Genomic DNA, 26,289 nt, shown 5'->3' with positions numbered 1-26,289 from the left:
CGCTTGCGAAAATAGCTCAGTTGGTAGAGCGCAACCTTGCCAAGGTTGAGGTCGCGGGTTCGAACCCCGTTTTTCGCTCGAGAGTTTTTTATCACGCTCGAGTGGTGGAAGTGGTAGACACGCTGGACTTAAAATCCAGTGAACAGTAATGTTCGTGCGGGTTCAAGTCCCGCCTCGAGTACAAAAGTCCCAAGTTAACGCTTGGGACTTTTTTTATTTTAGCTTGTTTCATTTTTAAGAGCGCTATCAGAGATAAACAAAAACAAAGAATAAAAGCGAATTTCAATTTCCTCTATACTAACATCGTAAAACAAATTCTCTTTTCTTCGATCTTTATTGACTAAAAACCATTCAAAAGGAGACGTAACGAGTAAAGTACTACTAGAGATAAAACCATTTTTTTAGTTATTTTTTCTTTTTCAATACCTTTCGTCTTTTTTAAAAACATATTTTATCTTTAAAAAATACAATTTACAGTTAATTTACCCTTATTTTATTATTTTTTGCAGATAAAAAAACCAACATATACCTTTGCACTGTTGTTCCTCATAAAAAATTAAATAACATGCAGAAAATAATAAACGCTTTTTCGACACTACACAACATGCAACTCCTATGGTCTCCTTTTGCTATGAACATGGAAACTATGTGTATGTCTTAACGAAAGCAAAGCTTTATTATTTTTTGTTCTACAAAACAGAAAAGGAGGCTTTGGTAGAGCCTCCTTTTTTTTGTATCGTTTTTTAAGCAGCAAAAAACGATAGTCCATGATATGCTGCTAAAAATAATCAAATTTTTAGTAAAAATGAAAAGTATTCAACTTCGGCTACTCCTAAGTAGCTTGCTATTGCTATGCAATATAGCGGTAGCCCAACAAATAACGGTAACAGGTGTGGTACGTGAGTCAAATGGGGATTCACTACCTGGTGTCTCGGTTATTATATCAAACACCACACATGGGGTACAAACAGATTTAAATGGACGATATAGTCTCAGTGTCAATGAAGGAGATATATTGTACTTCGATTATATAGGATTTAAAGCTCAATCCATCCCAGTAAACAAACAAAATGTTATTGATGTTGTCCTACTCGAAGATGCGGTTCATCTAGATGATGTTGTTATTGTAGCGTATGGTACACAAAAACAAAAAGCCGTAGTAGGTGCCATTAGCCAAATCAAAAGTGATGTTCTAGACAAACAAGTAGCTACTTCTGTGGTAACCGCACTTCAAGGAACAGTAGCTGGAGTAAACATCATCAATTCAAGTTCTCAGCCAGGTGAGAGCCCAACCATACGAGTACGTGGAATAGGTTCTATTAACGCCTCAGCAGATCCGCTAATTATCTTAGACGGGGCTCCCTATTCGGGAAACCTCAATTCGATAAGTGCGGATCAGATTGAGGCCATCAATATATTAAAAGATGCCTCCTCTACAGCCCTATATGGTTCTAGAGGTTCTAATGGGGTTATTTTAATTAAAACAAAAATGGGAAAGCGCAACAGCGAACCTGAGGTACAAGTCAAATTGAGCTCTGGGGTTGCCTTTGATGCTGTACGCACACATAACGTATTGGATACCGAAGGATACACCACCTATCTTTGGGAAGGAAGAAAAAATAACTATCACTATGTATTAGGGCAAGAAGAAGCCACTGCACGAAAAAATGCCTCTGATGGATTAGTTAGTTATTTTGGTTATAATCCTTTTGGAACCAATCAACCTGTTGATTATAATGGTAACTGGACGGTTAAGGACCCGCTGTTATGGGAAACGGATTGGAAAAAAGAACTACAGCGAAATCAAGCATTCCGAAATGAATATAACTTCAATATTGCCGGAGGGAGTGATCGAACCACCTATTTCTTATCTGCCAACTACCTCAACCAAGATGGAATGATTAAGACTTCTAATTTTGAACGTACAACAGTTCGTTTAAATCTAGAAAGTCAGATTACAGATTGGTTGCAAGTAGGAGCCAATACAGCGTATGCTAGTTCCAATCAAAACTTCCCTACTCAAAGTGGTACCAACTTGTATAGTCCGATGAATTGGATTTACGCTATGCCAAGTGTATTCCCTGTGTATAAAAGAGATGCCAAAGGGCAACTAGTTTACGATCCAACTGGAGGGAAAATTTACGACTACGGCAATGCCTCAAGCAAAGACGTTAATAGTGTTCGTCCGATTATGAGTGGTGAAAATGCGGTAGGTATCTTATTTAATAATAGCACCATCAACCGTCGTTCTTCACTCAGTTGGAATGGTTTTGCTAAAGTTGATTTGACTGAAGGGCTTTATTTCAAATCCAACTTATCTTATGAAAAATACGATTACAACGTAAAAGAATACAACAATGCACAATATGGACAAGCCTCTAGCGTGCAAGGGCGTGTTCAAAAATCAAAGGACACTTCTGAAACGATTAACTTTATCAATGCGTTACACTATGACAAAGTTATAGGTGATCACCATTTTGCAGCCGATGGGATTGTTGAAGCCTATCGTTTTAAACAAGATCTGTTTCATGCTTCTTCTACAGGATATCTCCCTGGAAATACTGAAATTGGCAGTGGTACAGCTTTAGAAAGCATTGAAGGATACGAGGTAGAAGATCGTTTAACGAGCTATTTAGGTCGCATTAGTTATGATTACAACAATGCGTATTTTATAGAAGGTTCTTTTAGACGTGATTCAAGTACGCGTTTCGACAAATCAGTAAGGGCAGGAAACTTTTATTCTATTGGGGGTTCCTGGATTGTTTCTTCTGAAGATTTCCTAGCCAATCTTTCGTATATCGACTTACTTAAACTAAGGGTTTCCTATGGAGAATTAGGAAACAACAACCTAAAGGATAAATATTTCCCTTATTTGAGATTATTTGAAACGGGATATAATCAATTAGACAATCCTGGTGTTGTATTGGGAGACTTAACTGATCCTTATTTAACTTGGGAGAAAACTGCTTCTTTCAGCGTTGGGCTTGATTTCAGTTTGTTTAACAACCGCCTTGAAGGTTCTGTGGATTATTACAAAAAGCGCTCTATTGATTTGCTATTTGCGATTCCACAAGCACCTTCAACAGGAAATCTTGAGTTATTATCGAATGCAGGGACTATTGAAAACTACGGATTAGAAGTGAGTTTAACCACTCACCTTCTCCGCACAAAGGATTGGAAATGGGATACATCACTAAACTTTTCTATCGACAGAAATAAAATTAAATCGTTGACGCAAGATAGTTTCATTAGTGGTCTAAACCGTTGGGAAGAAGGTCGTTCACTTTATGATTTTTACCTTAGAGAATGGGCAGGTGTAGATCCAAATGACGGATATGGAATGTGGTATAAAGATGTATTAGACGCTCAGGGACAAGTAACGGGACGAGAAACAACAAAAGACTATGATGAAGCGACTCGTTATTACAAACAATCAGCTCTGCCTAAAGTTGTGGGAGGTTTCAATACAAGTTTGTCTTATAAAAGCTTTGACTTTAGTGCTTTTTTCAATTTTAGTTTAGGTGGTTATATTTACGACAATGATTATGCTAGCTTAATGGGGGGAATTTCTAAAGGATATCAAAGTTCACCAGATTTGGAAAATCGCTGGCAAAAACCAGGGGATATTACAGACACGCCAATCATCTTGAATGCTTCTAATAATTTTGCTGCTACTTCAACACGATTTTTATACAAAAATGATTATCTCCGTCTGAAAGCCTTAACAATAGGATATTCACTTCCTGTTGATCGTTTAAGTAAAATAAAACTCAAACAAGCGAGAGTATATATACAAGGAGAAAATTTATTGACCTTCCAATCACATCAAGGAATTGATCCCGAACAAGCAATTAATGGCGTGACGAATTATCGCGTTCCTTTATCTGCTACTGTTTCGGTTGGATTAAATATTAATTTTTAAAAGCGCAAACACATGATACAATCAATTATAAAAGCAATTATTTTAATCATACTATCTAGTAGTCTTCTGGGTTGTTCCTCTGATTTCTTAGATGAACCTCAACCTAAAGATAGCATTTCTCCCGACATTGTTTTTGGGAGTAAAGAAGGAGCAACCTCTTTTCTATCGGGTATTTTGAGATTACAAAGGATGTCAATGATTAACGACGAAGCCTCAGGCCTTCATAGCATTTTATTTGCCCGAAGCGTAAAAGGAGCAGATTTAATCCAAAAACAAATTTGGTTTGGCGATGATTACGATCATCAAGTCTATGTAAGCACAGGAACACGAGCTGTATTTTCATGGAGATTACCCTATAAAATCATCGATCAAGTTAACAACTTAATTCAAGGGGTTAAAGCGAGTACTAAAATCAGTTCAGAAGATAAAAATACCTTAATCGGACAAGCACTAGCACTTAGAGGTTATTACTATTTTCAGCTCGCTATTGAATTTGGAGATGCTTATCTATCTCCAGAACACTCTAATTTCCCTCCAATTTATACCGAACCTACGGCTACTCCAGCTCCCTTTACCACGAAAGAGGAGTTTTTCAGTCGCATTGTAACGGATTTAGAAGAAGCCACTACTCTTTTAGATGAAAAAAGAGAAAATAAATCCTACATCAATAAAGCCGTAGCACAAGCGTTTTTAGCGCAAGTATATCAATACATGGGAAAATGGGAATTGGCGCAGAAAAATGCAGCAGCAGCCTACGGTGGGCATCCTCTTGAAGTATTACGCGCGGAAGACTATAACAAGGGCTTTGCTTCTATCCAAGCAGCAGAATGGTTATGGGCTTTACCACAAAGCGCAGACCAAACCGTTTACTATCGTTCACACCCTCATGCCATGATGGATCATGTGGCTGTGGCTTACCATGGCACATTCATCAATGATGCTTTTGTACAACAATTTAGCGCTACAGATGTCCGTAACTTGTTTTCTAATTTTTACGAGAAACCAGCAGGTGATTGGCAAGAATACGTAACTTCTAAATTTACGTTTACTTTTGAATCGGACATTCCTATTCTTCGTTATCCAGAGCTTATTTTGATTGATGCCGAGGCCGCTTACCATCTAGGAGATGAAACCAACGCACGTAAATTACTTGATGATATCCGCCAAAATCGAGATACTGCCGCACAAGCAACTACAGCCAGCGGTACTGATTTATTGGAAGCTATCTTACTCGAACGAAGAAAAGAATTATACGGCGAATGTGGTGTAGAATGGTTTGATGCGAAGCGACTCTTAAGAGGCATTAATCGTACGGGAAATCACCGCACCAAATTATCCATTGCACCTTTAGACAAACGTTTCCAATTACCTATTCCACAAGAAGAACTAGATGCACGTAAGTAAAACGCATATCAAATGATACAATAAAAAAAGCCCTAAGTTTGACTTAGGGCTTTTCATGTATTTACATCTTTCTTCTTATGAAGAACATCGCTTATTTACTCTTTTACAATGAATTGTACACTTTGTTGTGTTCCATTGCCTTTGAGTACAAGAATATAAGATCCCGTTGCTAAAGTTGAAGATAATTCAATTTGTTTATCTGTAGTACCTTCTACAAACTCTCCTTGTTTGATTACCTGACCTTTGACATTGTAAATCACATAACTCATTGCTTGTTGTTGATCTTCATCTAAACGAACGTGTAATGTTTGATTTTTCTGGACAGGATTTGGATATACTCCCCAATCTGCTGCTGCTTTTTGTTCAATATAAATTGGACAACTCACCACCTTTTTACCATTATACAACGTCAAGACTACATGATACTCTGCTCCAACTTCTAATACATCGTTGATGCTATTTCCTGCTGAATACGCTTGTTGATCTCCAATAGGTTCTCCATTTTTAAACCATTCATATCCTTTGAATACATACCCTCCATTGGTTTTCTTATTGTTGTTTACCAATAAGACATTGTTATATTTCTGATATACAAGATTGGTTGTAGCGAGGCGTTTTTCAATATACACAGTATACGTTTCTTGTTCGGTTCCACGAGGAGAAGTCACGGTAATAACTTGTTTGTACGTACCGTGTTCTTTTACAACTACTGTTATATACGTTGAAGGTGATACTTGCACTCCATCTGCAACCTGAACTTCGATAATTACTTGATCTTGTTCTTTTTCACAACCAATCACAACATACACTTCTTTCTCTGGTTTTCCATACGAAACACCATCAATAATTAAGTTTTCAATCTCCACTGCTTTACTGGTCACTTCAATTGTTCGTGCCACAGGTATCGCTGGGCTGTAATTTTCATTTCCAGGTTGAGAAGCGGTAATTGTAACGAATCCTGTGCGTAAGAAACGCACCATTCCTCTTTCATCTACCGTTGCCACTTCTTGATCTATTGCGTCGTTAATATGATAAGAAACAGGTAATCCAGAACTAGCAGTTGCTGTTAGTTGTAACGTTGGTGTATCTTCAATCACCACCGTATTTACTGTTTCAAAATCAATTACTTGATTTGCTTGAACTATTTTTAGCGTTCCATTCAACGTTAGAACTTCATAGGCAGGTCCATAATCTACTTTCGCTGTCACTTCATATACTCCAACTTCGGTTTGATTATTGTTGATATAAGTAATCTCAGCCTCAGCTCCAACATTTCCTTCCACTTGTAGAGATTTTACTTGACCATCATAAACAAAAATTCGATCTGGTAACGAGATACCACTGATTGGGCTTTGTTTAATTTCAAAATCAGCACCTGTAAAAGAAACTAATTCATAGTTTGCTCGTACAGCTAAAGTACCTTGGTTGATAGCATATAATCCTATTTCTTCCCCTGCAACACGTGTTAAACGTCCTGTTGTCACCTGAATAGGCTGGTCTCCTCTTTGTAAACCAATGGCATCAAACAAGAAAACGGGATCTGCCTCACCATATCCTTTTGCTTGGTTTTCTATCACGACGATTTCTAAAGGTGCGGGTATAATTTTAAACTTCTCTTGCCCTTCTACAGTCAAGATATAATTCCCAGACAAAGCTTGCATACCTCCTAAAGCATAATTATATACCCCTACATTTTCTCCTATTTGTCTACCGAGTAACCCCGTTAAAGCTGTAGCTGCGGTATCATTAAATTTTAGTCCTGTAACAGTATACGAAAACACAGGATCTACTTGTCCATATACTTTTTGCATACCTGCATCAGGCACAACCACCAAAGCCGCAGGGGTAATACTCAATTCACTGGCTTGAAAGGTCAATTCATAATTTGCTCCAATCACTTGTAGAGTTCCTTGATTGATGGCATAATTACCTACATTCTCTCCTGCTACACGACCTAGTGTTCCTCTTAATACATTAGCTTCTGTATCATTGTTTAACAACCCTGTTACTTGATAAGTAAACACCGGATCCGCTTCACCATATTCTTTTGTCTGCTCGTTGGCAGTTACAATTAATTCTGCGAAAATAATCTTGAAATCCGCACTGATAAACGTAATCTCATAGTTTCTTCCACCACTTAGAGTACCTTGTGTAATGGCATACATTCCCATTTCCTCCCCTGCCACTCTAGTAAGGGCACCCGAAAAAACAGCTAAAGTATCCGTATATTTAAATCCAGTGGCTGTATAAGTAAACACCGGATCTTCAGTACCATATCTTTTTTCTTGGCTACTATCTGCTGTAACGGTGAGCATGGCTTTCGTTACTGTTAAGGTAAAAGTTACATCTTCAGCAGGTAAGTATACATTATTTCCTGGTTGACTTGCTGTAACAGTTGTCGTTCCTACTCCTTTTATCACCAATTTTCCATTCTCAACTACAGCTACTGTTTCATCTTCTACCGCATAACTTAATGCCAAACCGCTATCCGAAACTCCATGTATAAAAGGTATATCACCATATACTTTCGTAACATCTTCTGCTGTGATCACCTGATTATCTGGAGGTAATGTACTGAATGTCAATGGTCCATACCAAACTCCACATGGTAAAGCTCGTACATATACATCATAATCAGTATCCGCTATTAAATCCGTAAACGTATAAGGCGTTGTTACATTGTCTACTGTTGTTCCAGCTCCACGTACAAAACCAGCTGGCCCATATTCAATTTCAAATGTTGTTCCTTCCGATTCGATATGCAAGACCGTTTCCTCTTCATTCACTTCAACTTCTGCAAGCGTAACCTCGTCACATGGCACACCTCCTGAAATATCAAAATCATCCAATGCGACGTCAAGATTAGCAAACACCTCAAGGACATTGGCCTTCACTCTGATTTTTACATACATACCTGCATAATCTTCAAGATCATACGTAAACGTTTGCCATCCACTTGTTCCATTGGTATTGATTGTTCCTACTTGGGTATAAGTTTGACCGAAATCCGTAGATAGTTCAACTGTTAAACGACCTAAACCAGTGTAAGCTGGATCACCAAAATCGTCTGTTAGTAAATATTTAAAAGAGAAGGTATCTCCATATAGTATAGGTCCAACAGTAATGGTTGAAAAACTCCCCGTTAGGACTCCACCTAAAAAAGAATAATCATATAAACTCGTATGAATACTATTCCCTTGATCAGTAGTTACTGGTGTAAAGCTCCAAGTTGCCCCAGGCAATGGAGCCCATCCTAAAGGATAAACTCGTCCTCCACTAAAATCTTCATGCCAAGGGGAAGGTGCAATAAGAATATCATCAAAGGATAACGGTCCAGCCCATACACTTTCTTCATCCGAGCAAATATTGCGCACATAAAACTGATACGCTTGCGTTGTTGCTAAATCTGTAAAGGTATAAGATGTTGTTGTAATATTCTCAATGATTGTACCATTTGCACTACCTTGTACAAAACCAGTAGGTCCATATTCAATTTCAAACTGAGCACCATCACTAGTCCAATTCAATGTTAATCCAGTAGGCGTAATATTCGTTTTCGTTAATCTTGTTGGAGGCCCACAAGTAGGACAAGGCCCAATTGGTAACGTTTCTGATACGAGTTCTTCACAGGCCGTTACAGTTCCTGAAATATCATTAGCACCTCCAACTGTCACCGCATAATTTACCTCATTATCACAGTCACCCCAAAATTCATCATCCACTGTAATTTGCAGCGAATATGGATGATTTGAACCAGTATATGAACGATTAATTACAAAATTTCTATAAGACCAAGAATCATAAGGACCACCACTGAGAACAGCGCGTCCATCTGCATCGAGTAATTTCCAAGTAGTTACATCTCCATAACTAGGGAACGTTAAATTAATTCCAATCTCACAGCTTACGCCTGGTTCAGGAGTTTCATTATCAGAATCTACATCCAACGTAAAATCAATGGCTTGACCAAATGAGTCATCATTGCTACCCCAATCCTCATCATATCCACTAATCCAACAAGGATCTATATTCACTTCAAAACCCAACGCAATCCAAGTTTTAGTAATTCGTATACGTGTTGCACCTGCTAAAGCTGTTGTTGGTACAGCAATATCGAATGAAACACTGAGTCCATCTTCTCCATCAGAATCCTCCAATCTTCCGATATAATAGATTTCGCCAGCATCATCTAAAAAACCATTGTGGTTCCAATCAATAAAAGCATAGATATCATTTTCATCTCCATATGTATTTCCATGAACCGTTAAGGTATAGGTTTGTCCTGCGACAACCTCAGCAACCTCAGCTGTATGATCCACTAAAAAATTCATATCATTTGTATTGGTTATTTCTAGCCCATCAAATTCAATTTTGGTAATTTCTTCCACAGCAAATCCATCTACTTCACAATAAGGCGAAGGAAATTGAGCAAAAGCAAGGGGACTACTTAAAAGGACTAAAAACAAAAATAGCTGTTGGAGCCATCGGTTGTTTTTTTTTGCCTTTGTAGTTAAAACATTTAGGTAAGTAATGTTATTCATAATAGGTCATTTGGTTATACATCCAGTACTAGCACAACATCGTCATATTAAGGGTTATTTATTTAGTTAACTAATTAACAAAACCTTTCATATAGGCCATGGAGTAAACAATATTTTAAATAACAATATATAAAAATATATGCTATTATTTTTAATATTTACAAAAAAATATTACACATTACATAAATTAAACAAAACAAGCCAATGTTAATAAAAAACAAATATAAAAAGAGTTGTACCGTCTATTTAAGATTTCCACCGAATGCAGGGTATTACACTATTAGTTGAAAAGAAAGAAGAAGCAAGTATAAAAAAAGAGCTCAATCCTTTCATTATCAATCAGAAGCAAAAACCATTCAATATTATCCTTAAAAAAGCTTGCAAAACAATAAATTCTATTCTATATTTGCACTCGCAATACAGAAGTACTGCACGATCTTACAAACATAAGCGAAAATAGCTCAGTTGGTAGAGCGCAACCTTGCCAAGGTTGAGGTCGCGGGTTCGAACCCCGTTTTTCGCTCCAGTAATTTAATTACGCTCGAGTGGTGGAAGTGGTAGACACGCTGGACTTAAAATCCAGTGAACAGTAATGTTCGTGCGGGTTCAAGTCCCGCCTCGAGTACAAAAGTCCCAAGTGAATGCTTGGGACTTTTTTTTTGGACAAGTGCGAATTGCAATTCGCGTCAACAATCTTGAATTTATTACATTTTTATCATGAGCGCAATCGTTATTAGCCAGAAAGAAAATGAGACGTATAAGTTCACATTTGAACATCGCAGAGGACGAACTCTACTTACAAGCCAAGAACACACAACCAAAGAAGAAGTCTATGAAACCATTGACTACCTCAAAAACAACTTCTCTGCAGTTGAAGCTATACGTTTCAAAACACCTAGTGGAAAATTTTATTTCAAAACCGTTATTGAAGGAAACACTTTCGGTACTAGTCGCCGATTCAATACTGAATTGCGTTTTGAAAATGGCATTGAAGAAGTAATTCAAAATTTCACTTCAGCAGAAACACTGGATTTATCCCTTGATATTTTTGGAGATTTCCCTGAAGAATAGCCTAACAAAGAAAAAATAAAAAATCAGCTACAAAAAAAACAAAAAACCAAAATACTGATTACCAACAGCTAAACATCACTGTTCAAAAAAAGTTTTAATTTTCTTTATTTTTTTCTTGTGACACCTATTTTTTATTCTATCTTTGCACTCGCAAAACAGTTCTAATACTGATGAGCAAAGGCTCGAGTGGTGGAAGTGGTAGACACGCTGGACTTAAAATCCAGTGAACAGTAATGTTCGTGCGGGTTCAAGTCCCGCCTCGAGTACAAAAGTCCCAAGTGAACACTTGGGACTTTTTTTTATCCTTATTTTCTACTTTATTTGAATAACTATTCCTTTCGATAACTGTATAAAAAAAGGAGCCTAGTATAAAACTAAACTCCTTCTATTTTTATATTAATTAATCTACATAATTAATCTTTCTTTTTTAACTCGCTGCTTCTAATCTTTGCATTAAGTTTTTATTCAATGCCTGCTCTGTATAAGCACGATCAACGACCAATTCCTTCACTTCCTCTTTACTCGGTAGCTCATACATCGCATCCGTTAAAATAGCCTCGCAAAGTGAACGCAATCCTCTTGCACCAAGTTTGTACTCTAATGCCTTATCTACAATATAATCTAAAGCTTCATCTGTAATAGAAAAAGCAATACCGTCCATATCGAACAATTTCTCATACTGTTTGATCAACGCATTTTTAGGCTCTGTAAGGATCGCTCTTAGTGTTTCCCTATCCAATGGGTTCATATACGTTAAAACAGGCAAACGACCGATGATTTCAGGTATTAGACCAAAGTCTTTAACATCTTTCGGAATAATATACTGCATCAAGTTAGTACGGTCTACTTTTTCTCCTTCTTTGATCGATCCATATCCTACAGATTGGAAATTCAAACGCTTCGAAATAATACGCTCGATTCCATCAAATGCACCTCCCGCAATAAAGAGAATATTTTTAGTATTAACCTCAATAAACTTTTGATCTGGATGTTTTCTTCCTCCCTTAGGCGGTACATTCACTACACTTCCTTCCAACAGTTTCAACAACGCCTGCTGCACTCCTTCACCTGACACATCACGTGTAATAGAAGGATTATCGCTTTTACGGGCAATCTTATCAATCTCATCAATAAAGATAATACCGCGCTCTGCTTTTTCAACATCGTAATCTGCTGCTTGTAGCAATTTAGTTAAAATACCTTCCACATCTTCTCCTACATATCCTGCTTCTGTCAATACTGTAGCATCTACAATAGCCAACGGTACATTCAACATCTTCGCAATTGTTTTTGCCACCAATGTCTTTCCAGTTCCAGTCTGTCCAACCATCAAGATATTACTCTTCTCGATTTCAATATCCTCATCCTCTCCATTCATCTCTTGCAACAAGCGTTTGTAGTGATTATATACCGCTACAGCCATTACTTTTTTTGTTTGATCTTGACCAATCACATATTCATCTAAAAACGCACGGATTTCCATTGGCTTTTTCAGCAATAACTCATTGGATAGACCTTCTAAATGTTTCGCATCTTCTTCTTCAAGAACAATTCCATAGGCTTGGTCCACACAACGATCACAAATATGCGCATCAATACCTGCGATAAGAATATTTGTTTCCGATTTTGGACGTCCGCAAAAGGAACATCTCATCTCTTCTTTAGCCATATTTATTCTCTAATTAGAACCTCGTCAATCATACCATAAGCTTTCGCTTCTTGAGCAATCATCCAATAGTCTCTATCGCTATCGTGATGTACTTTCTCCATCGTTTGACCCGAGTGTTTTGCTATAATTTGGTACAATTCGTCTTTTAATTTTAATATCTCTCTTGCTGTGATTTCAATATCAGATGCCTGACCTTGTGCTCCACCTAATGGTTGGTGAATCATCACACGTGAATGTGGTAACGCAGAACGTTTACCATCCGCTCCTGCACATAGTAAAACAGCTCCCATAGAAGCAGCCATACCTGTACAAATTGTCGCTACATCCGGTTTAATAAATTGCATCGTATCATAAATACCTAAACCTGCATATACTCCTCCACCAGGAGAATTCACGTAAATACTAATATCTTTTTCATTATCTACACTAGACAAGAACAACAATTGCGCTTGGATAATGTTTGCCACATAATCGTCAATTGCAGTTCCTAAAAAGATGATACGATCCATCATAAGACGAGAGAAAACATCCATCGAAGCGACATTCATTTGACGTTCTTCAATGATGTAAGGAGTCATACTGCTTACGATTTTATCGTAATACATGCTATTTATACCGTGATGTTTGGTTGCGTATTTTTGAAATTCTTTTCCGTAGTCCATAAATTATTTCTTTTTATGATTAAAAAAATGAGCGTCTATTCATTCAAATAGACGCTCAAATATACTTATTTTTCAGGAAAGAATTATTCTCCGTACATTTCCTTAACGAAATCTTTGTAAGAAACTTCTTTCACGTTTGCTTTTACTTTGTCTGTGAATAAAGCTAACATTTTCTCATTCATTGCTTGTTCAGAAATACGTCTTACCTCATCTTGGTTAGACATTACTCTTGCAACGATATCTTCAACTGTTTTATCATCTGGTTCAGTTTGACCAAATTGAGCCAATTGTTCTTTGATTAACTTTGTTGTATAAGCTTTAATATCTTCAAAAGTTAATTGTAACTCATATTGAGTCATTACTTTACCTTCAATTAATTGGTAACGTAAACCTTTTTCTGATTTTTCGTACTCATCAGCTGCTTGTTCAGCAGTCATTGGAGTTTCACCAGCAGTCATTAACCATTTTTTCAAGAATGTTGCAGGTAATTCAAAAGAAGTAGTTTCTAACAATGATTCAAAAACGTCATTTAAGAATTTTTGATCTGCTTGAGAAGCGAATTGTTTTTCAGCATCTTCTTTGATTTTTTCTTTCAATTGTTCTACTGAAGTAACAACATCTTGTCCAAATAATTTATCGAAAAGCTCTTGGTTTAATTCTGCCTTTTCAGACTCGTTGATTTCGTTGATTGTAAATACAACATCAACTTCTAATCCATGAACTTGATCGTGATCAATTCCTAAAACATCCATTAATTTGTGATCGTCTTCGAATAACCCTTTTGTGTTAACTGTAACTTGATCACCAACTTTTTTGTTTAAGAATTTCTTTTGGTTTGTTTTTGTTCTGAAATCAGCAACAGCGATTGTTACATCTTTGTTGATTCCTTCTTCTTCATTTGTAAAAGTACCAACTAACTCAGAAGTTTCTTCAACTGCCTCTTTCGATACTAATTTTCCGTATTGTTTTTGGATATACTCAACTTGCTCATCTAACATCGCCTCATCAGCAACGATATTAAATTTAGTCACCTTAGTTTTTCCTTCTAAGTCAACAGTAAACTCAGGAGCCAATCCTAATTCGAAATCAAATTTTAATACATCAGCATCCCAGTCAAAGTTCTCGCTCATTACTGGAAGAGGATTTCCTAAAATATCTAATTTTTCATCTACAAGATAGTTATTCAATTTCTCTTGCAACATTTTGTTTACTTCTTCGAACAATACAGATTTTCCGTATTGTTTTTGAATCAAACTCATCGGTACAGCACCTTTTCTAAATCCAGGAACGTTAGCGTTCTTTTTATAGTTAGATAACACAGTATCTACATTACCTTGGTAATCTTCTTTTGCAAGTTCAATAGTAACAATTGCATTAAGAGCATCTACATTATTTCTTGTAATATTCATTTTTTGATGTATTTACATATAAAATTGGGTTGCAAAAATAAATTATTTTTACAACCCGTCCAACTTTTTAAGTGTTTGTCTTTCAACTATTAAATTTTTTATCTCTTTCTTGGCTCACCATTTTGCAGAATCCCATTTACGATTGATTGACAAAACGCTAAGATTAAACTGAATAATAGGGCATACCAAAATCCATTAACCTGAAATCCATCAACGAAATAAGCACTCAACATGATAATGATTGCGTTAATCACGAACAGAAACAACCCCATGGTAACAATTGTAGCAGGTAGCGTCATAAATACCAGAACCGGTCTCAAGAACATATTCAGCAATCCCATCACTACAGCCACCCATAAAGCGGAAGTCCATCCTACCACGTGTACACCAGGCAACAGCCAACAAAGAAAAACAACTAAAGCTGTTGTAACTAATAATCGAACTATAAAACTCATTTATATCATTTTTAATTTTGCAAAACTAAGGTTGGTCCTGGATAAACAGCAGGATTCACTAGAGGAATATTTGCTTTATAGTGTTTGTTAATCACACGTAAAATTTCAGCTGCGATAAACGCATACCCTCTAGGGTTCAAATGTACACCATCTAATGAAAACATAACGGTATTTAAGTTCCCCATTCCTTTAAAATAATCTGCCGTATAAATTTGACCATCTTCCACTCTCAATCCACTAACTGCTTTGCGCAACAAATCATTCATATCCGCAACAGCTAATCCTTTTTCATTCGCCACATTTTTGATGATTGAATTAAAGGCATTGGTAGCAGCTTGTACTTTTTCTTGCTCTACCACATTCAATACAAATTTATCGTCGATTGGATAAGTAATTCCCTTTTTCAACATGGCATCCATTTCTGGTTTACCTGTCGAAGGTAATGCACCACCAATTTGCGCTCTACTTGTCAACAACATTAAATCTTTTGCTGTTGCATGTCTTGCTTGACCAAAGCCTTTTGCAATAAAAGCAATTTCTTGGTCAGATAATTTAATTGGAAATTTACCTGAATCCACTAACATTTTTATAATCACATTTAATTGTGGTTCTAAATTGTCTAGTGATTTATCTTGAATAAGTAGCGGATTCGCTTTCGTTTTATCCAACAACTGTAAACGATCACCTTGACCCAGTTGAGTTAAAACTTCTTTAAACATTCCAATCAATAAATTCAACTGACCAAAAACAGCATCTTCGTTTTGTCCAGGCTGAACGATAACCGCTGAGGTTATTGGATTATAAGGAACCGTTGTAAAAAACGGAATGGTTGTTACATCAGGCACAGTCGCAACTACTCCTTTTGCACCACCACTAACTAGTGTATTTACAATTCCTTCATACGCCATTTTAAATACGCCTACATGCGTAATATCATTTCCTCCATATTGCGTAAGATCTGTTCCATTCGCTTGTTCATTTTGATCTAAACCTTCTCCTCCTGAAGTCGCATAAGCCAATACGTCATTTGCTCCAATCCAGTTTGTAAAAAACGTAGGTTTTAACGTCATAACATCCGCCATTACCGTTGTCTCATCAGAAGTAGCCGTACGAACAAAATAAGGATTGGCTTTTCCTGCCAGTAAATTACTCATACTTCCATATCCTGGTGCAATCAAATGAAATGTTTTTGCTCCTGGAACACCTGCATTATGATAAGCCTTTTGTGCTCTTTTATTTACATCTAAAGTCACAGTTCCCTTTTTATTTTCGGGACTACTAGTAGACATATTCATCACTAATTTAGTATCAAAACCAGGTAGTGGATTTCCGTTAATCAACATTCCTCCTACATTGTTTGTATCATCATCCAAAGGCGGTTGAGTAAATGGTCCACCTCCTACAACTTTAAACTGTTGTGCTAAGATATTAGGGAAAGAATTTTGTTGTCCAGAGCGATACAAAGTTCCATCCATATATCCAGCGGTCAGAGAATTTCCGATAGCCACGTAAGAAGAAAAATCAGCTTCACCTGCATAGTAAGTATCTGAATTGATTTCATCTTTAATAGAAGGCTCACATCCTGCAGCTATAACAGCTAAAAGTGGCGCTATATATAAATATTTTCTTTTCATTTTAAATCTCTTTAATCATTAAAAACTATACGTAATTCCTACACCACCACTTGTAACAGCAGATTTATATGTTCCTCCAAAAGATACGTTTTGTCCATCCTCTTGAAAATAATCGTACGAACTATTGGTATCGCTAAAGTGTAAGTAAGAGAATACTAGATCCACTCCAATTCCGTTTTTAAATTTATAGGTTAAACCTCCAGTATACGCACGCGAATCATTTCTAGGTGTTTCTGGCGCAAAGTATCCTTTCTGTACCGGACTTTCATCATAATACCACCCAGCACGTAAAGTCAATTGCTCATTTACACTGTATTGTGCCCCTACACGGTATGTACTTGAATCTTTATAATTTCTAGGATTTACTGATGTTGGCACTGCGCTATCAACGAATTCAATTACCAGAGCATCATATACTTTCCAGAATGTTCTATTATAGTCAAAGGCAAATACCCATTTATCCCAAGTATAAGAAGCCCCTACTGTTAACTCAGCTGGCAACGGCATTTCTGCTTTGATTTTTCCATCCTTAAACAAGTCTTTTCCAAAACCAGGAACATTAGAGAATTTAGCTTTTCCACTATTTTCCTTCATTATAATTTTAGAACGGTAGTTTAATCCAAAACGCAAATGGTCATCCACGCTTACCAAATAACCTGCAGTCCATCCCCAAGCGGTCACATTTTTCGCTTCGATATCAACACTTGTTCTTCTTCCTTGCTCATCGGTCATACTACGAGATACGTTTCTATCAAATGTAACCCCTCCATTAACGAAGATAGGTCCCCCACCAAAACTGAAGTGCTTACTTACCTTGAAAGCAACCGTTGGTTGGAAGTAGAAGGCCTTTAAATCGATGTTATTCACCAAATGTGACCCTTGCCAATCTCTATCCCAATCTACAGCACTTCCATAAGGCGTATAAACCGCTAAACCGACCGTCATCCAATCCGTTGCTTTATAAGTCCCATAGAGATAAAAAGGCGTCCCCGGGTTACGCGTATCATTTTCCCATCCATAGGTCTTATTTTGAAATTTGGTATCAGCTACCAAATAATTCATTCCAGCAGAAAAGTTAAACTTATCCTCTAGATAAACTGATGCACCTGGGTTAAAAAATAATGATTCAGCACCACTACTAATAACAGCCACCCCTGCATGTCCCATCGCAAGCTGTCTATTTCCTTGCATACTAACGCGATAACCACCTGCATACGTAGATGCCGTGATGAGCGTCAGAAGGGATAATGATAATACCTTTTTTATCATAATTAACACTTATTTTATTTCATTTATAGTAAATATAAAAAGATATCCTAATTTGACAAATTTTTAATACCCACTTTAACACTAAAAAAGAAAAAATAGAAATAAAAATACTATTTTAAAAAAAGATTCAAAGCATAAACTTACTTTATTTAGCACATATTCATTTTATCTCTTAATTAACAAATACAATCGTATCTCTTTTCAACATTCCCTTAACAGTACTTTGCTTTCTGCTCCAAAAACAAAAAAAGCTGTCCTAACAAGTTAAGACAGCTTTTCAAAATATAAACTAAAAAACGTAAGAATTCAATTTAATGCTGGAGGTAAATCCATCCACTATACGTATCTTTTAAAATATTTTGCATCACGTAGAAGTACGTTCCTGCTGGTAATAATTTATTTCCTGAATTGGATTGTCCATACCATTCCTTTTCGTACTTCCCTGCATTATAAACCAATATTCCCAATCGATTATACACCTTCAGACTGATTACATCATAATTACTTAAATCTAAATAATCATTCAATCCATCGCCATTTGGTGAAATTCCCCTAGGAATAAATACCTTTTGATAGTTAATATCCATACAACTCTCACAAGCTTCTACTGGATCTTCATTATCTTCTGCTGTAACCGAAACAATATTAATAAAAGCATTCGTATGTTTTTCGGGTATGGTTAAGGTCACTTGATAAGTCACTTGATCTCCCACATCTAATAATGAAATTATATCAATCATATCCCCTATTCCTGATGCTCCCAAAGAACTTGTCCATTCCATGTGTTTGACACCTTCTGGCATCATGTCTACGACTTCCACATCTACAGCCGATCCTGGTCCTTTATTTTCAACAACAATAGTATATGTTGTTTGTTGCCCTGGAGTATAGTACTTTATACCATCATCTTTTACTGCATGTAAATCTGCTCGATACAAAATTGGCGCAATAGTCGGATCATTGCGTTGTGGTGTAGTAGGGTCATCAGACAATTGTGTCATTGTTCCACCATGGGCAATCGCTTTTAAAGAAGCTTGATTAATTACCTCTTTCGCTCTAAAGTCTTCTTCTGTAATCGTATGGTAGGCTTGTATTGTTACCGATTCTTTCGGATCTAACACAGAAATTTTAGCAGGACTTAAAGATCCTGGATCCGCGTTTTCATCCGTCAATACAATATCTTTAATCGTAATTTCACCAATATTTTTCACAATAATCTCATACTCAATACGATCGCCAATACGGATATATTCCTTGTCCACTACTTTTTTCGTAAACTCTAATTTACCTAATGCAACAATGGCTTCATCAGTATTATTATCTGGATTAGGGTCGATATTATCACCTTCTACTGTAGCGATATTTTTATATTCCCCTCCACTTTTGATTTTCACCTTAATTTCAATAGTAACCTCTTCTTGTGGTTCTAATGCTCCTATTTTCCATTCTCCTGTCGTTTCATCATAACTTCCTTTATCTGTTTGATAGCTAACAAACTCATATCCAGAAGGCAATAAGTCAGTCACCACAACATTAGTATCAGTAAAAATTTCATCTAAGTTTTTCACTGTAATAATAAATACAGCCATGCTTTCCTCTTGTGATTTTACTTTTTTCGTGATAGCTAAATCTGTACAAGGTTTCACTAGTACATCTAGTGGAAGTGACATATTACTCCAACCACATTCTTTTTTAATCTTCACCGCATACATTCCACTCGCGACTACATCAATAAAATTTTCCGTAGTAATCTCTAAAGATTCTCCATTAAAAAACCACTCATATTCCAATGAATCTTCTTCCGATTCTATTCTCACTGTACAGTTGTCATTTTGTTGAATCTTGATTGGCGATTTTGCAGCCTCTCCAAAAGAAGAGAAAAAAGCAGACATAGAAAATCCATCTCCTTGTTGCACCAAACTAGCTGTTAAAGGCAATTCAGAGCGCAGAACAATATTTTCTGGATTTCCAATAGACGTATGATTAAACGTAATCATGTATAAACCACTAATTCCTAATGGCACTCGATTTCTTCCTGTTAACGTTTCAATATTTTGATTGTTGATGTAAACAACTTCTGTTGGGTGCTCAATAATAGCGAATCCCATATAAGGTAATCCTCCATCATTATAATTCACGAATTTCTTGGTTTGAATATTGATTGATCCTGCACAACCACCAATAGGCAATACGGTAGAAATATCCGTTTCACATTCAACTGCTGTACCTGCGTATACAATTACTTCGTTATCTGATACAACCAAACTAGAAGAATTGGGATTTCGACCATCCCCATGATAAAACGAATAATAGTCTCCTGCATTAGCTAATACTTGCGTAACCATTGTCCCTGTTTCCACCCCTTGTGGCGTGTAACTCTTGATGGTAACTGTTGTATTATCCTTTGTTGCCACAATTAAACTCTGTTCTGATCCTAAGAATTGATTGCGTTGCGTATCATTGGGAATGGTTCCCTCACCACGAACTACTAAATAGCGATTCCCCAACATATGTACAGGTGCCACTTGGTCAAAAGTCCCATCTTGTCCGTTAATTCCACCTGGTCCACATAATCGAGGAGTATCCCCCCAGTTTCCTACATTGACCACGACAGACTTCGTTGCTTTTAAATAGCTTCCTAAGGGTGCTTTAAATAGTCTACTTTGCCCTTGCTCCAGTGTAAAAGTCATTACACCTGTTGCTTGTTGTATTTCTACCTCCGTTTCATCCTCAGTTGCCATTACAGAATAAACAGGTGCATCCTCATATAGTCCTTGGGTGCTTTGTCTATAGTATCCCAAGCGAAATTCCACACCTAATCCTTCCTCACCGAAACTCACTAAAGAGGCATTTCCTTTAATGTTTTCCACCCCTAAAGAATTCCAACCTACTGTTGCGTCTGAAGCAATATTTCGCATATTCACTAATACAGGTTCAGTTGCCTCAACCAATAACCCACGATCGTTATATGTTGTGTTAACAACATTTCGATTCTGCGTATTAGCAGTTCCTACAAAACGATACGCAATAGGATCGTTTGCTGTTACCGTTAACGTCGTTAAAAGAGTTCCATCACTTTTTTTCAATACAACTTCTACAGGTGTTGCTGACAAAGTTCCTATTACAATTTGATTAGCGGTGCTCCAATATTGCCATGGTGCTGGCGCTATATGATGGGTCTTATAGTATTGAGCAAATACAGCATTACTCAACAAAAGTAAAATACTGAGAAGTAAAAAGTTTTTTTGTTTCATAAATATCGTTCGATCTAAAGTGGTTTATACTAAACCTGCGTTGGTAAGCTTCAGGTTAACTCTATTCTAAAATAAAATCCGTCCAATTTAAGTTAAATTTAACTATACCGCAAATTATACAAAATAAAAAAATAACCAAAAAATACTATTTTTTTTATTTTAACATCTAAACTTTAATAATTTAAACAAAAACAGTATTTTTATTCCACCATTCAAATAATAAAAAACAACCCTACTTCCCGATAATTAACAAAAAAAGGCTCTTGCAAATTTGCAAGAGCCTTTTCAATATTGATGTATCGTCGCTTTTTAAGCTAAGAAATTCGAAACGATTTCAAAAAACAGCTGTGGATTTTCTGCGTGTAACCAGTGTCCAGTCCCAGGAATAGTTTCAATAACAGCTTGAGGAAAATGCTGTTGAATGAGCACTTCATCTTTTTCTTGAATGTACTTTGATGCGCCTCCACGTACAAAAAGAGTCGGTTTATCAAATAAAGCAGTTTCATCAATACCTTCACCAACCACATTTTCATCTCTATTAAAAACATCTAAGTTGAATCGGAAAGCCAATTGATCTGGTTCTTTCCAATATAAACTTTTCAACAAAAATTGTTTTGTCCCAAAATCTGTAATTCGCGCACTTACAATATCATCTACTTCTTTTCTTGAAGGCTTTGTTGAAAAATCAACTGCATTTAATGCCTCTAAAATATCTTGATGATGCGGAGCATAAGAACGAGGAGAAATATCTGCAATAATTAATTTCTCTACGCGATTCGGGTATTTTGTTGCCAAATGCATGGCTACTTTTCCTCCCATAGAATGCCCTAATACAATAGCATCACACATATTATAGTGATCCATATAGCGAATGATATCCTCTACCATTACCTCATAAGACCATTCATCAGAATGAAAACTACGCCCGTGGTTTCTCAAATCTACCAAGTGCATCTCATATCCTAATGCTGTCATTTGTCGACCAAACGTGTTCCAGTTATCCGACATACCAAAATACCCGTGCAATACTAGCATCGGTATTCCGCCTTCCCCTTCAATTTTTGAATATAAAATCTCTTTCATTAGCTCAATTTATTTATATACATATTCACTACATTTTCCAATCCTAAATAAAGCGATTCTGCAATTAGCGCATGTCCAATAGACACTTCTAATAAATTTGGAATATTCGCTTTAAAGAATTGAATATTATCTAGACTCAAATCATGTCCTGCATTAATACCTAGATCTAATTCAACAGCCAATTCCGCTGCTTTAATATAAGGTTCAATTCCCTTCTTATTACCTAAACCATACTGAGTTGCAAATTCTTCAGTATACAATTCAATGCGGTCTGTTCCTACTATCTTTGCCCCTTCAATCATACTCAACACAGGGTCCACGAAAATAGATGTGCGAATTCCTTGTTGTTTACACTCTTGAATCACCTCAGTTAAGAAGCCTTTGTGTTTCACCGTATCCCACCCCGCATTAGAAGTCAATGCATCAACGGCATCTGGTACTAATGTAACCTGCGTCGGTTTACATTCAAAAACCAACTTCAAAAAGTCATCCATTGGATTTCCTTCAATATTATATTCTGTATGAACAACCTGCACCAAATCTCTTGCATCTTGATAACGAATGTGACGTTCGTCTGGTCGAGGGTGAATGGTTACACCTGCGGCACCAAATTTTTGAACATCTTCAGCAACTTTTAATAAATTAGGTACATTACCACCTCTAGAGTTTCTTAAAGTAGCAATTTTATTGATATTTACAGATAGCTTTGTCATAATTAAGATATTAAAAAACAAAAATACAAAGTATAATTAAGGCTTATTGGTTTATTTTTAATTATTTTGCAAAAGCATTTCAATCAGACGTATTTTGATAACCTTAGAATCTTTATTCATCGACGCACCTACCCTCACTAGCGATATGCAAGTGAGTGAGGTCATAGCCTTTTTAGATCAGCATGAGTATTCGCATCTTTCCCTTGTCGATTCGGACAACAAGTGGATAGGCAATATCGCGACCGATTTACTTTATGATGTAGATGAAACAGAAAAGATTGCGAATCTACAGTATCATGTAGAATCTTTCTTTGCTTTTTCCTCTGATGATTTAGCTAAAATTGCTGATACGTTTATTCTCAATAGCTGCAATTTATTACCTGTACTTGATGAAGAAATGTACCTCAAGGGTATGTTACCCAAAGCGGCATTAACGGCCAATTTACTAGAAAGCACCTTTCTGACGGAACCTGGAACGACGCTCATCATTGAAATTAACGCTGAAGCTTACAGTCTTTCTACCGTGGTACAACTTGTCGAAAGTAACAATACTAAATTACTCGGTATTCTAGTACTTCAAACCAAAGACAATCAAACACAACTGCTGTTGCGTCTTAGTCAACGAAATATTGAGGCAATTATTCAAGACTTTAGACGTTTTGATTTTACAATTGTCTCGCATCACGACGAAGACTTACATCAGAACAAGTTGATTGAGCATTCAAATTATCTAAACAAATTTTTAAACCTATAGTATGAAATTTGCAATTTACGGGCAAACCAATAAAACCATCGTACAACAAATCGTTCAACGACTTTTAAATGTATTAGAGACGTACAATCCTACTATTATTTTTGAAAGTAACTTTTACAATCTTTTGAACGAGATCAATATCTTGCCGACGACGTATGAAACCTTTGGAGATGAGAATGAACTTCCAACGGATGTGAATTTCTTCATCAGTATTGGTGGCGATGGTACGATGTTACGAGCCGCAAATTTCATCAAAGACAAAAATATTCCCATTGTTGGAATCAATGCTGGTCGTTTGGGATTTTTAGCTAATATTCAAGAAGATACAATCGAAGAACATTTACCACATTTGTTTAAAGACACCTATAAATTATCGAGAAGAGCACTACTCACTATTGCTTGTGATCCTGTGGCTAACTCCAATTTCGATATTAATTTTGCTTTAAACGACATCACGGTATCGCGTAAAAACACGACTTCTATGATTACGGTTGAGACTTATTTAGACAATGAGTATTTGGCTACGTATTGGGCAGATGGGTTAATCATCTCAACACCTTCTGGATCGACAGGATACTCATTGAGCTGTGGAGGCCCTATTATTGAACCAGAAACAGGTTGTTTTGTTATTACTCCTTTGGCACCTCACAATTTAAATGTTCGCCCATTGGTCATTCGAGATAATCTTACGATTAAATTAAAAGTAAACGCAAGAGAAAGTCAGTTTTTACTTTCTGTGGACAGTAGTACACAAGCGGTAAACAACGAAACAGAAGTAACTATTTCAAAAGCGCCATTTACGATTAATTTGGTAGAATTTCCACAACAAAGTTTTATCAAGACATTGCGAAATAAATTGCTTTGGGGAGAAGACAAACGCAATTAAATAAGCATGTAGCGCCATTTTTTTCGCTACATTTATTGTTTATTACAAGATTTTGTTAGTATTTGCTTCAACAAAATCTTTTTTTTCAAACAAAGAGAGTTCATTATTACTATATTTGTGAATTATTTTAACAAAATGAAAAAGGCCTTAATTACATTTATCTTACTACTTACCATGCCTTTAGCATACGCTCAAATCCATGAGGTAGGCTTCGGTTTAGGTGGTACAAACTATGTAGGTGATATTGGATCTGCACAGTTTATCAATCCAAAGAATATAGGCTATAACGTTTTTTATAGATGGAACAAAAGCCCTAGACATTCCTATCGTTTGAGTTTTAGTCAACACAAACTAACAGGAAATGATGCAGATGCTTCTAGTGAAAGTAGAAAAGAAAGAGGCTTGCGTTTTGATAATACACTACAGCAATTGAGCTTGGGTATTGAATTTAACTTTTTTGAATTCGATTTACACCAAGAGAATTTCGCCATGACTCCTTATCTTTACGCCGGTTTATCAGGTATTCGTTATTCTGATATTTACCATAGAAATAAAAAAATGATTAAAGGGGATAAAAAATACAATGCGGCAATACCATTTGCAGCAGGAATGAAAATTCGAGTAAACCCTCAGATTAATATCAATGCAGAAGTTACCGCAACTTATACTTTTACTGATAATTTAGATGGTAGTCATCCTACTTCTTCTAGTACCAAACGCTATCGTTTTGGAAAAAGTGGAAATGACTGGTTTTTCTATTCAGGCATTACAATAAGTTATACTTTTGGACATAATCCTTGTTATTGCGCAGATTAAATGAAATTGAAAGAACAAATTAACATGAGTAATCTACCAAAGCACATTGCAATTATCATGGATGGCAATGGTAGATGGGCGAAACAAAGAGGTTTTCTACGAACAATAGGCCATGAGAATGGTGTAAAATCCCTCAGAACAACTATCACAACATGCGGAGAATTAGGCGTTGACTATTTAACCCTATACGCTTTTTCTACAGAAAATTGGAATAGACCCAAATATGAAGTAGATAAACTGATGGAATTATTGATTAAAGCGTTGACCAAGGAAATCCCGACTTTTATGAAGAATGATATCGCTTTAAATGCGATAGGAAATATTGATTTACTTCCAGAAAAAGTTCGAGAAAAGTTAACAGACGCAATTGATAAAACGAAAGAAAACAAAAGGATGACTGTAACTTTAGCACTAAGTTATGGCTCCAGAGCAGAAATAATACACGCAATTAAGGAAATTTCTATTAAAGTTAAAAATAATATAATTTCAGAAGACAATATTGACGAATCAATTATTAATGAGCATCTTTACACGCATAATATGCCTGATGTTGATTTGTTAATTCGCACAAGTGGAGAGCAAAGAATAAGTAATTTCTTGCTTTGGCAAATCGCTTATGCGGAATTGTATTTTACGGAGGTATTATGGCCAGATTTCTCTGAGGACGAGCTATATCGTTCTATTCTATCCTATCAAAACAGAGAGAGAAGATTTGGAAAAACTAGTGAACAAATTAAATAAAAACGA

The 26,289-nt window shown here is 36.3% G+C and carries 17 protein-coding genes and 5 tRNA genes; 12 read left to right on the top strand and 10 right to left on the bottom strand.

The features are described 5' to 3' along the window. Positions 1 to 5: 5 nt before the first annotated feature. The 4 genes from ACUTSE_RS00900 (at position 6) to ACUTSE_RS00885 (ending at position 5,326) form a co-directional block, all read left to right on the top strand. Positions 6 to 78, top strand: a tRNA-Gly gene (locus ACUTSE_RS00900). A 17-nt stretch (positions 79 to 95) separates the two neighbouring features. Further along, positions 96 to 181, top strand: a tRNA-Leu gene (locus ACUTSE_RS00895). 624 nt (positions 182 to 805) lie between these two features. Then, positions 806 to 3,922 carry a SusC/RagA family TonB-linked outer membrane protein gene (locus ACUTSE_RS00890; protein ID WP_445638888.1) on the top strand — a complete coding sequence of 1,039 codons (3,117 nt, stop codon included), beginning with the start codon at positions 806 to 808 and terminating at the stop codon, positions 3,920 to 3,922. Between the two features lie 12 nt (positions 3,923 to 3,934). Then, entirely contained in the window at positions 3,935 to 5,326 is a 1,392-nt protein-coding gene (locus ACUTSE_RS00885) for a RagB/SusD family nutrient uptake outer membrane protein (RefSeq protein WP_445638887.1), read from the top strand. 95 nt (positions 5,327 to 5,421) lie between these two features. Here the strand turns inward: ACUTSE_RS00885 and ACUTSE_RS00880 are convergent, their stop codons facing one another. Further along, a complete protein-coding gene (locus ACUTSE_RS00880; RefSeq protein ID WP_445638886.1) occupies positions 5,422 to 9,867 on the bottom strand; it encodes an MBG domain-containing protein in 4,446 nt (1,481 codons plus the stop codon). 450 nt (positions 9,868 to 10,317) lie between these two features. Between ACUTSE_RS00880 and ACUTSE_RS00875 the strand changes: the two genes are divergently transcribed. The 4 genes from ACUTSE_RS00875 to ACUTSE_RS00860 all read left to right on the top strand — a co-directional run bounded on the left by ACUTSE_RS00875 (position 10,318) and on the right by ACUTSE_RS00860 (position 11,204). Continuing rightward, positions 10,318 to 10,393 (top strand) — tRNA-Gly (locus ACUTSE_RS00875). A gap of 13 nt (positions 10,394 to 10,406) precedes the next feature. Beyond that, positions 10,407 to 10,492 (top strand) — tRNA-Leu (locus ACUTSE_RS00870). Positions 10,493 to 10,584: 92 nt separating this feature from the next. Further along, on the top strand, positions 10,585 to 10,938 hold the full coding sequence (locus ACUTSE_RS00865; RefSeq protein ID WP_115092481.1) for a hypothetical protein: 354 nt from the start codon (positions 10,585 to 10,587) through the stop codon (positions 10,936 to 10,938). A gap of 180 nt (positions 10,939 to 11,118) precedes the next feature. Further along, positions 11,119 to 11,204: transfer RNA gene (locus ACUTSE_RS00860), tRNA-Leu, on the top strand. Between the two features lie 161 nt (positions 11,205 to 11,365). On the opposite strand, the gene clpX is transcribed toward ACUTSE_RS00860, so the two are convergent. The 9 genes from clpX to ACUTSE_RS00815 all read right to left on the bottom strand — a co-directional run bounded on the left by clpX (position 11,366) and on the right by ACUTSE_RS00815 (position 23,086). Further along, entirely contained in the window at positions 11,366 to 12,607 is a 1,242-nt protein-coding gene (gene clpX, locus ACUTSE_RS00855) for an ATP-dependent Clp protease ATP-binding subunit ClpX (RefSeq protein ID WP_115092480.1), read from the bottom strand. A gap of 2 nt (positions 12,608 to 12,609) precedes the next feature. Beyond that, the gene (gene clpP, locus ACUTSE_RS00850; RefSeq protein ID WP_002989952.1) at positions 12,610 to 13,269 is read right to left on the bottom strand and encodes an ATP-dependent Clp endopeptidase proteolytic subunit ClpP; all 660 of its coding nucleotides are present in this window, start codon (positions 13,267 to 13,269) and stop codon (positions 12,610 to 12,612) included. Between the two features lie 83 nt (positions 13,270 to 13,352). Continuing rightward, positions 13,353 to 14,678, bottom strand: coding sequence for a trigger factor (gene tig, locus ACUTSE_RS00845; protein WP_445638885.1), 1,326 nt, complete (start codon positions 14,676 to 14,678; stop codon positions 13,353 to 13,355). A 98-nt stretch (positions 14,679 to 14,776) separates the two neighbouring features. Beyond that, on the bottom strand, positions 14,777 to 15,133 hold the full coding sequence (locus ACUTSE_RS00840; RefSeq protein ID WP_002989947.1) for a phage holin family protein: 357 nt from the start codon (positions 15,131 to 15,133) through the stop codon (positions 14,777 to 14,779). 11 nt (positions 15,134 to 15,144) lie between these two features. Beyond that, the gene (locus ACUTSE_RS00835) at positions 15,145 to 16,767 is read right to left on the bottom strand and encodes a hypothetical protein (protein ID WP_445638884.1); all 1,623 of its coding nucleotides are present in this window, start codon (positions 16,765 to 16,767) and stop codon (positions 15,145 to 15,147) included. A gap of 18 nt (positions 16,768 to 16,785) precedes the next feature. Beyond that, the gene (locus tag ACUTSE_RS00830) at positions 16,786 to 18,036 is read right to left on the bottom strand and encodes an OmpP1/FadL family transporter (RefSeq protein WP_445638883.1); all 1,251 of its coding nucleotides are present in this window, start codon (positions 18,034 to 18,036) and stop codon (positions 16,786 to 16,788) included. 311 nt (positions 18,037 to 18,347) lie between these two features. After that, complete coding sequence (locus tag ACUTSE_RS00825; RefSeq protein WP_445638882.1) at positions 18,348 to 21,290, bottom strand: DUF7507 domain-containing protein; 2,943 nt, start codon at positions 21,288 to 21,290, stop codon at positions 18,348 to 18,350. Between the two features lie 309 nt (positions 21,291 to 21,599). Then, positions 21,600 to 22,373, bottom strand: coding sequence for an alpha/beta fold hydrolase (locus ACUTSE_RS00820; protein ID WP_445638881.1), 774 nt, complete (start codon positions 22,371 to 22,373; stop codon positions 21,600 to 21,602). Then, positions 22,373 to 23,086 carry a pyridoxine 5'-phosphate synthase gene (locus tag ACUTSE_RS00815; protein WP_445638880.1) on the bottom strand — a complete coding sequence of 238 codons (714 nt, stop codon included), beginning with the start codon at positions 23,084 to 23,086 and terminating at the stop codon, positions 22,373 to 22,375. The genes ACUTSE_RS00820 and ACUTSE_RS00815 overlap by 1 nt, the downstream gene beginning before the upstream one ends. A 94-nt stretch (positions 23,087 to 23,180) precedes the next feature. On the opposite strand from ACUTSE_RS00815, the gene ACUTSE_RS00810 reads away from it, so the two are divergent. From ACUTSE_RS00810 to ACUTSE_RS00795, 4 genes are all read left to right on the top strand, one after another. Further along, complete coding sequence (locus ACUTSE_RS00810; protein WP_445638879.1) at positions 23,181 to 23,840, top strand: CBS domain-containing protein; 660 nt, start codon at positions 23,181 to 23,183, stop codon at positions 23,838 to 23,840. Position 23,841: 1 nt separating this feature from the next. Next, positions 23,842 to 24,726, top strand: a complete 885-nt coding sequence (locus tag ACUTSE_RS00805) for an NAD kinase (RefSeq protein WP_445638878.1) — start codon at positions 23,842 to 23,844, stop codon at positions 24,724 to 24,726. A 135-nt stretch (positions 24,727 to 24,861) separates the two neighbouring features. Beyond that, positions 24,862 to 25,542 carry a type IX secretion system protein PorG gene (porG, locus tag ACUTSE_RS00800; protein WP_115092470.1) on the top strand — a complete coding sequence of 227 codons (681 nt, stop codon included), beginning with the start codon at positions 24,862 to 24,864 and terminating at the stop codon, positions 25,540 to 25,542. After that, a complete protein-coding gene (locus tag ACUTSE_RS00795) occupies positions 25,543 to 26,283 on the top strand; it encodes an isoprenyl transferase (RefSeq protein ID WP_002989928.1) in 741 nt (246 codons plus the stop codon). Positions 26,284 to 26,289 lie beyond the last annotated feature (6 nt).

The sequence above is a fragment of the Myroides sp. TSA_177.3 genome (assembly GCF_052691955.1).
Note: the sequence above shows the minus strand (reverse complement) of the source record. Positions and strands in the feature narration are given on the sequence as shown.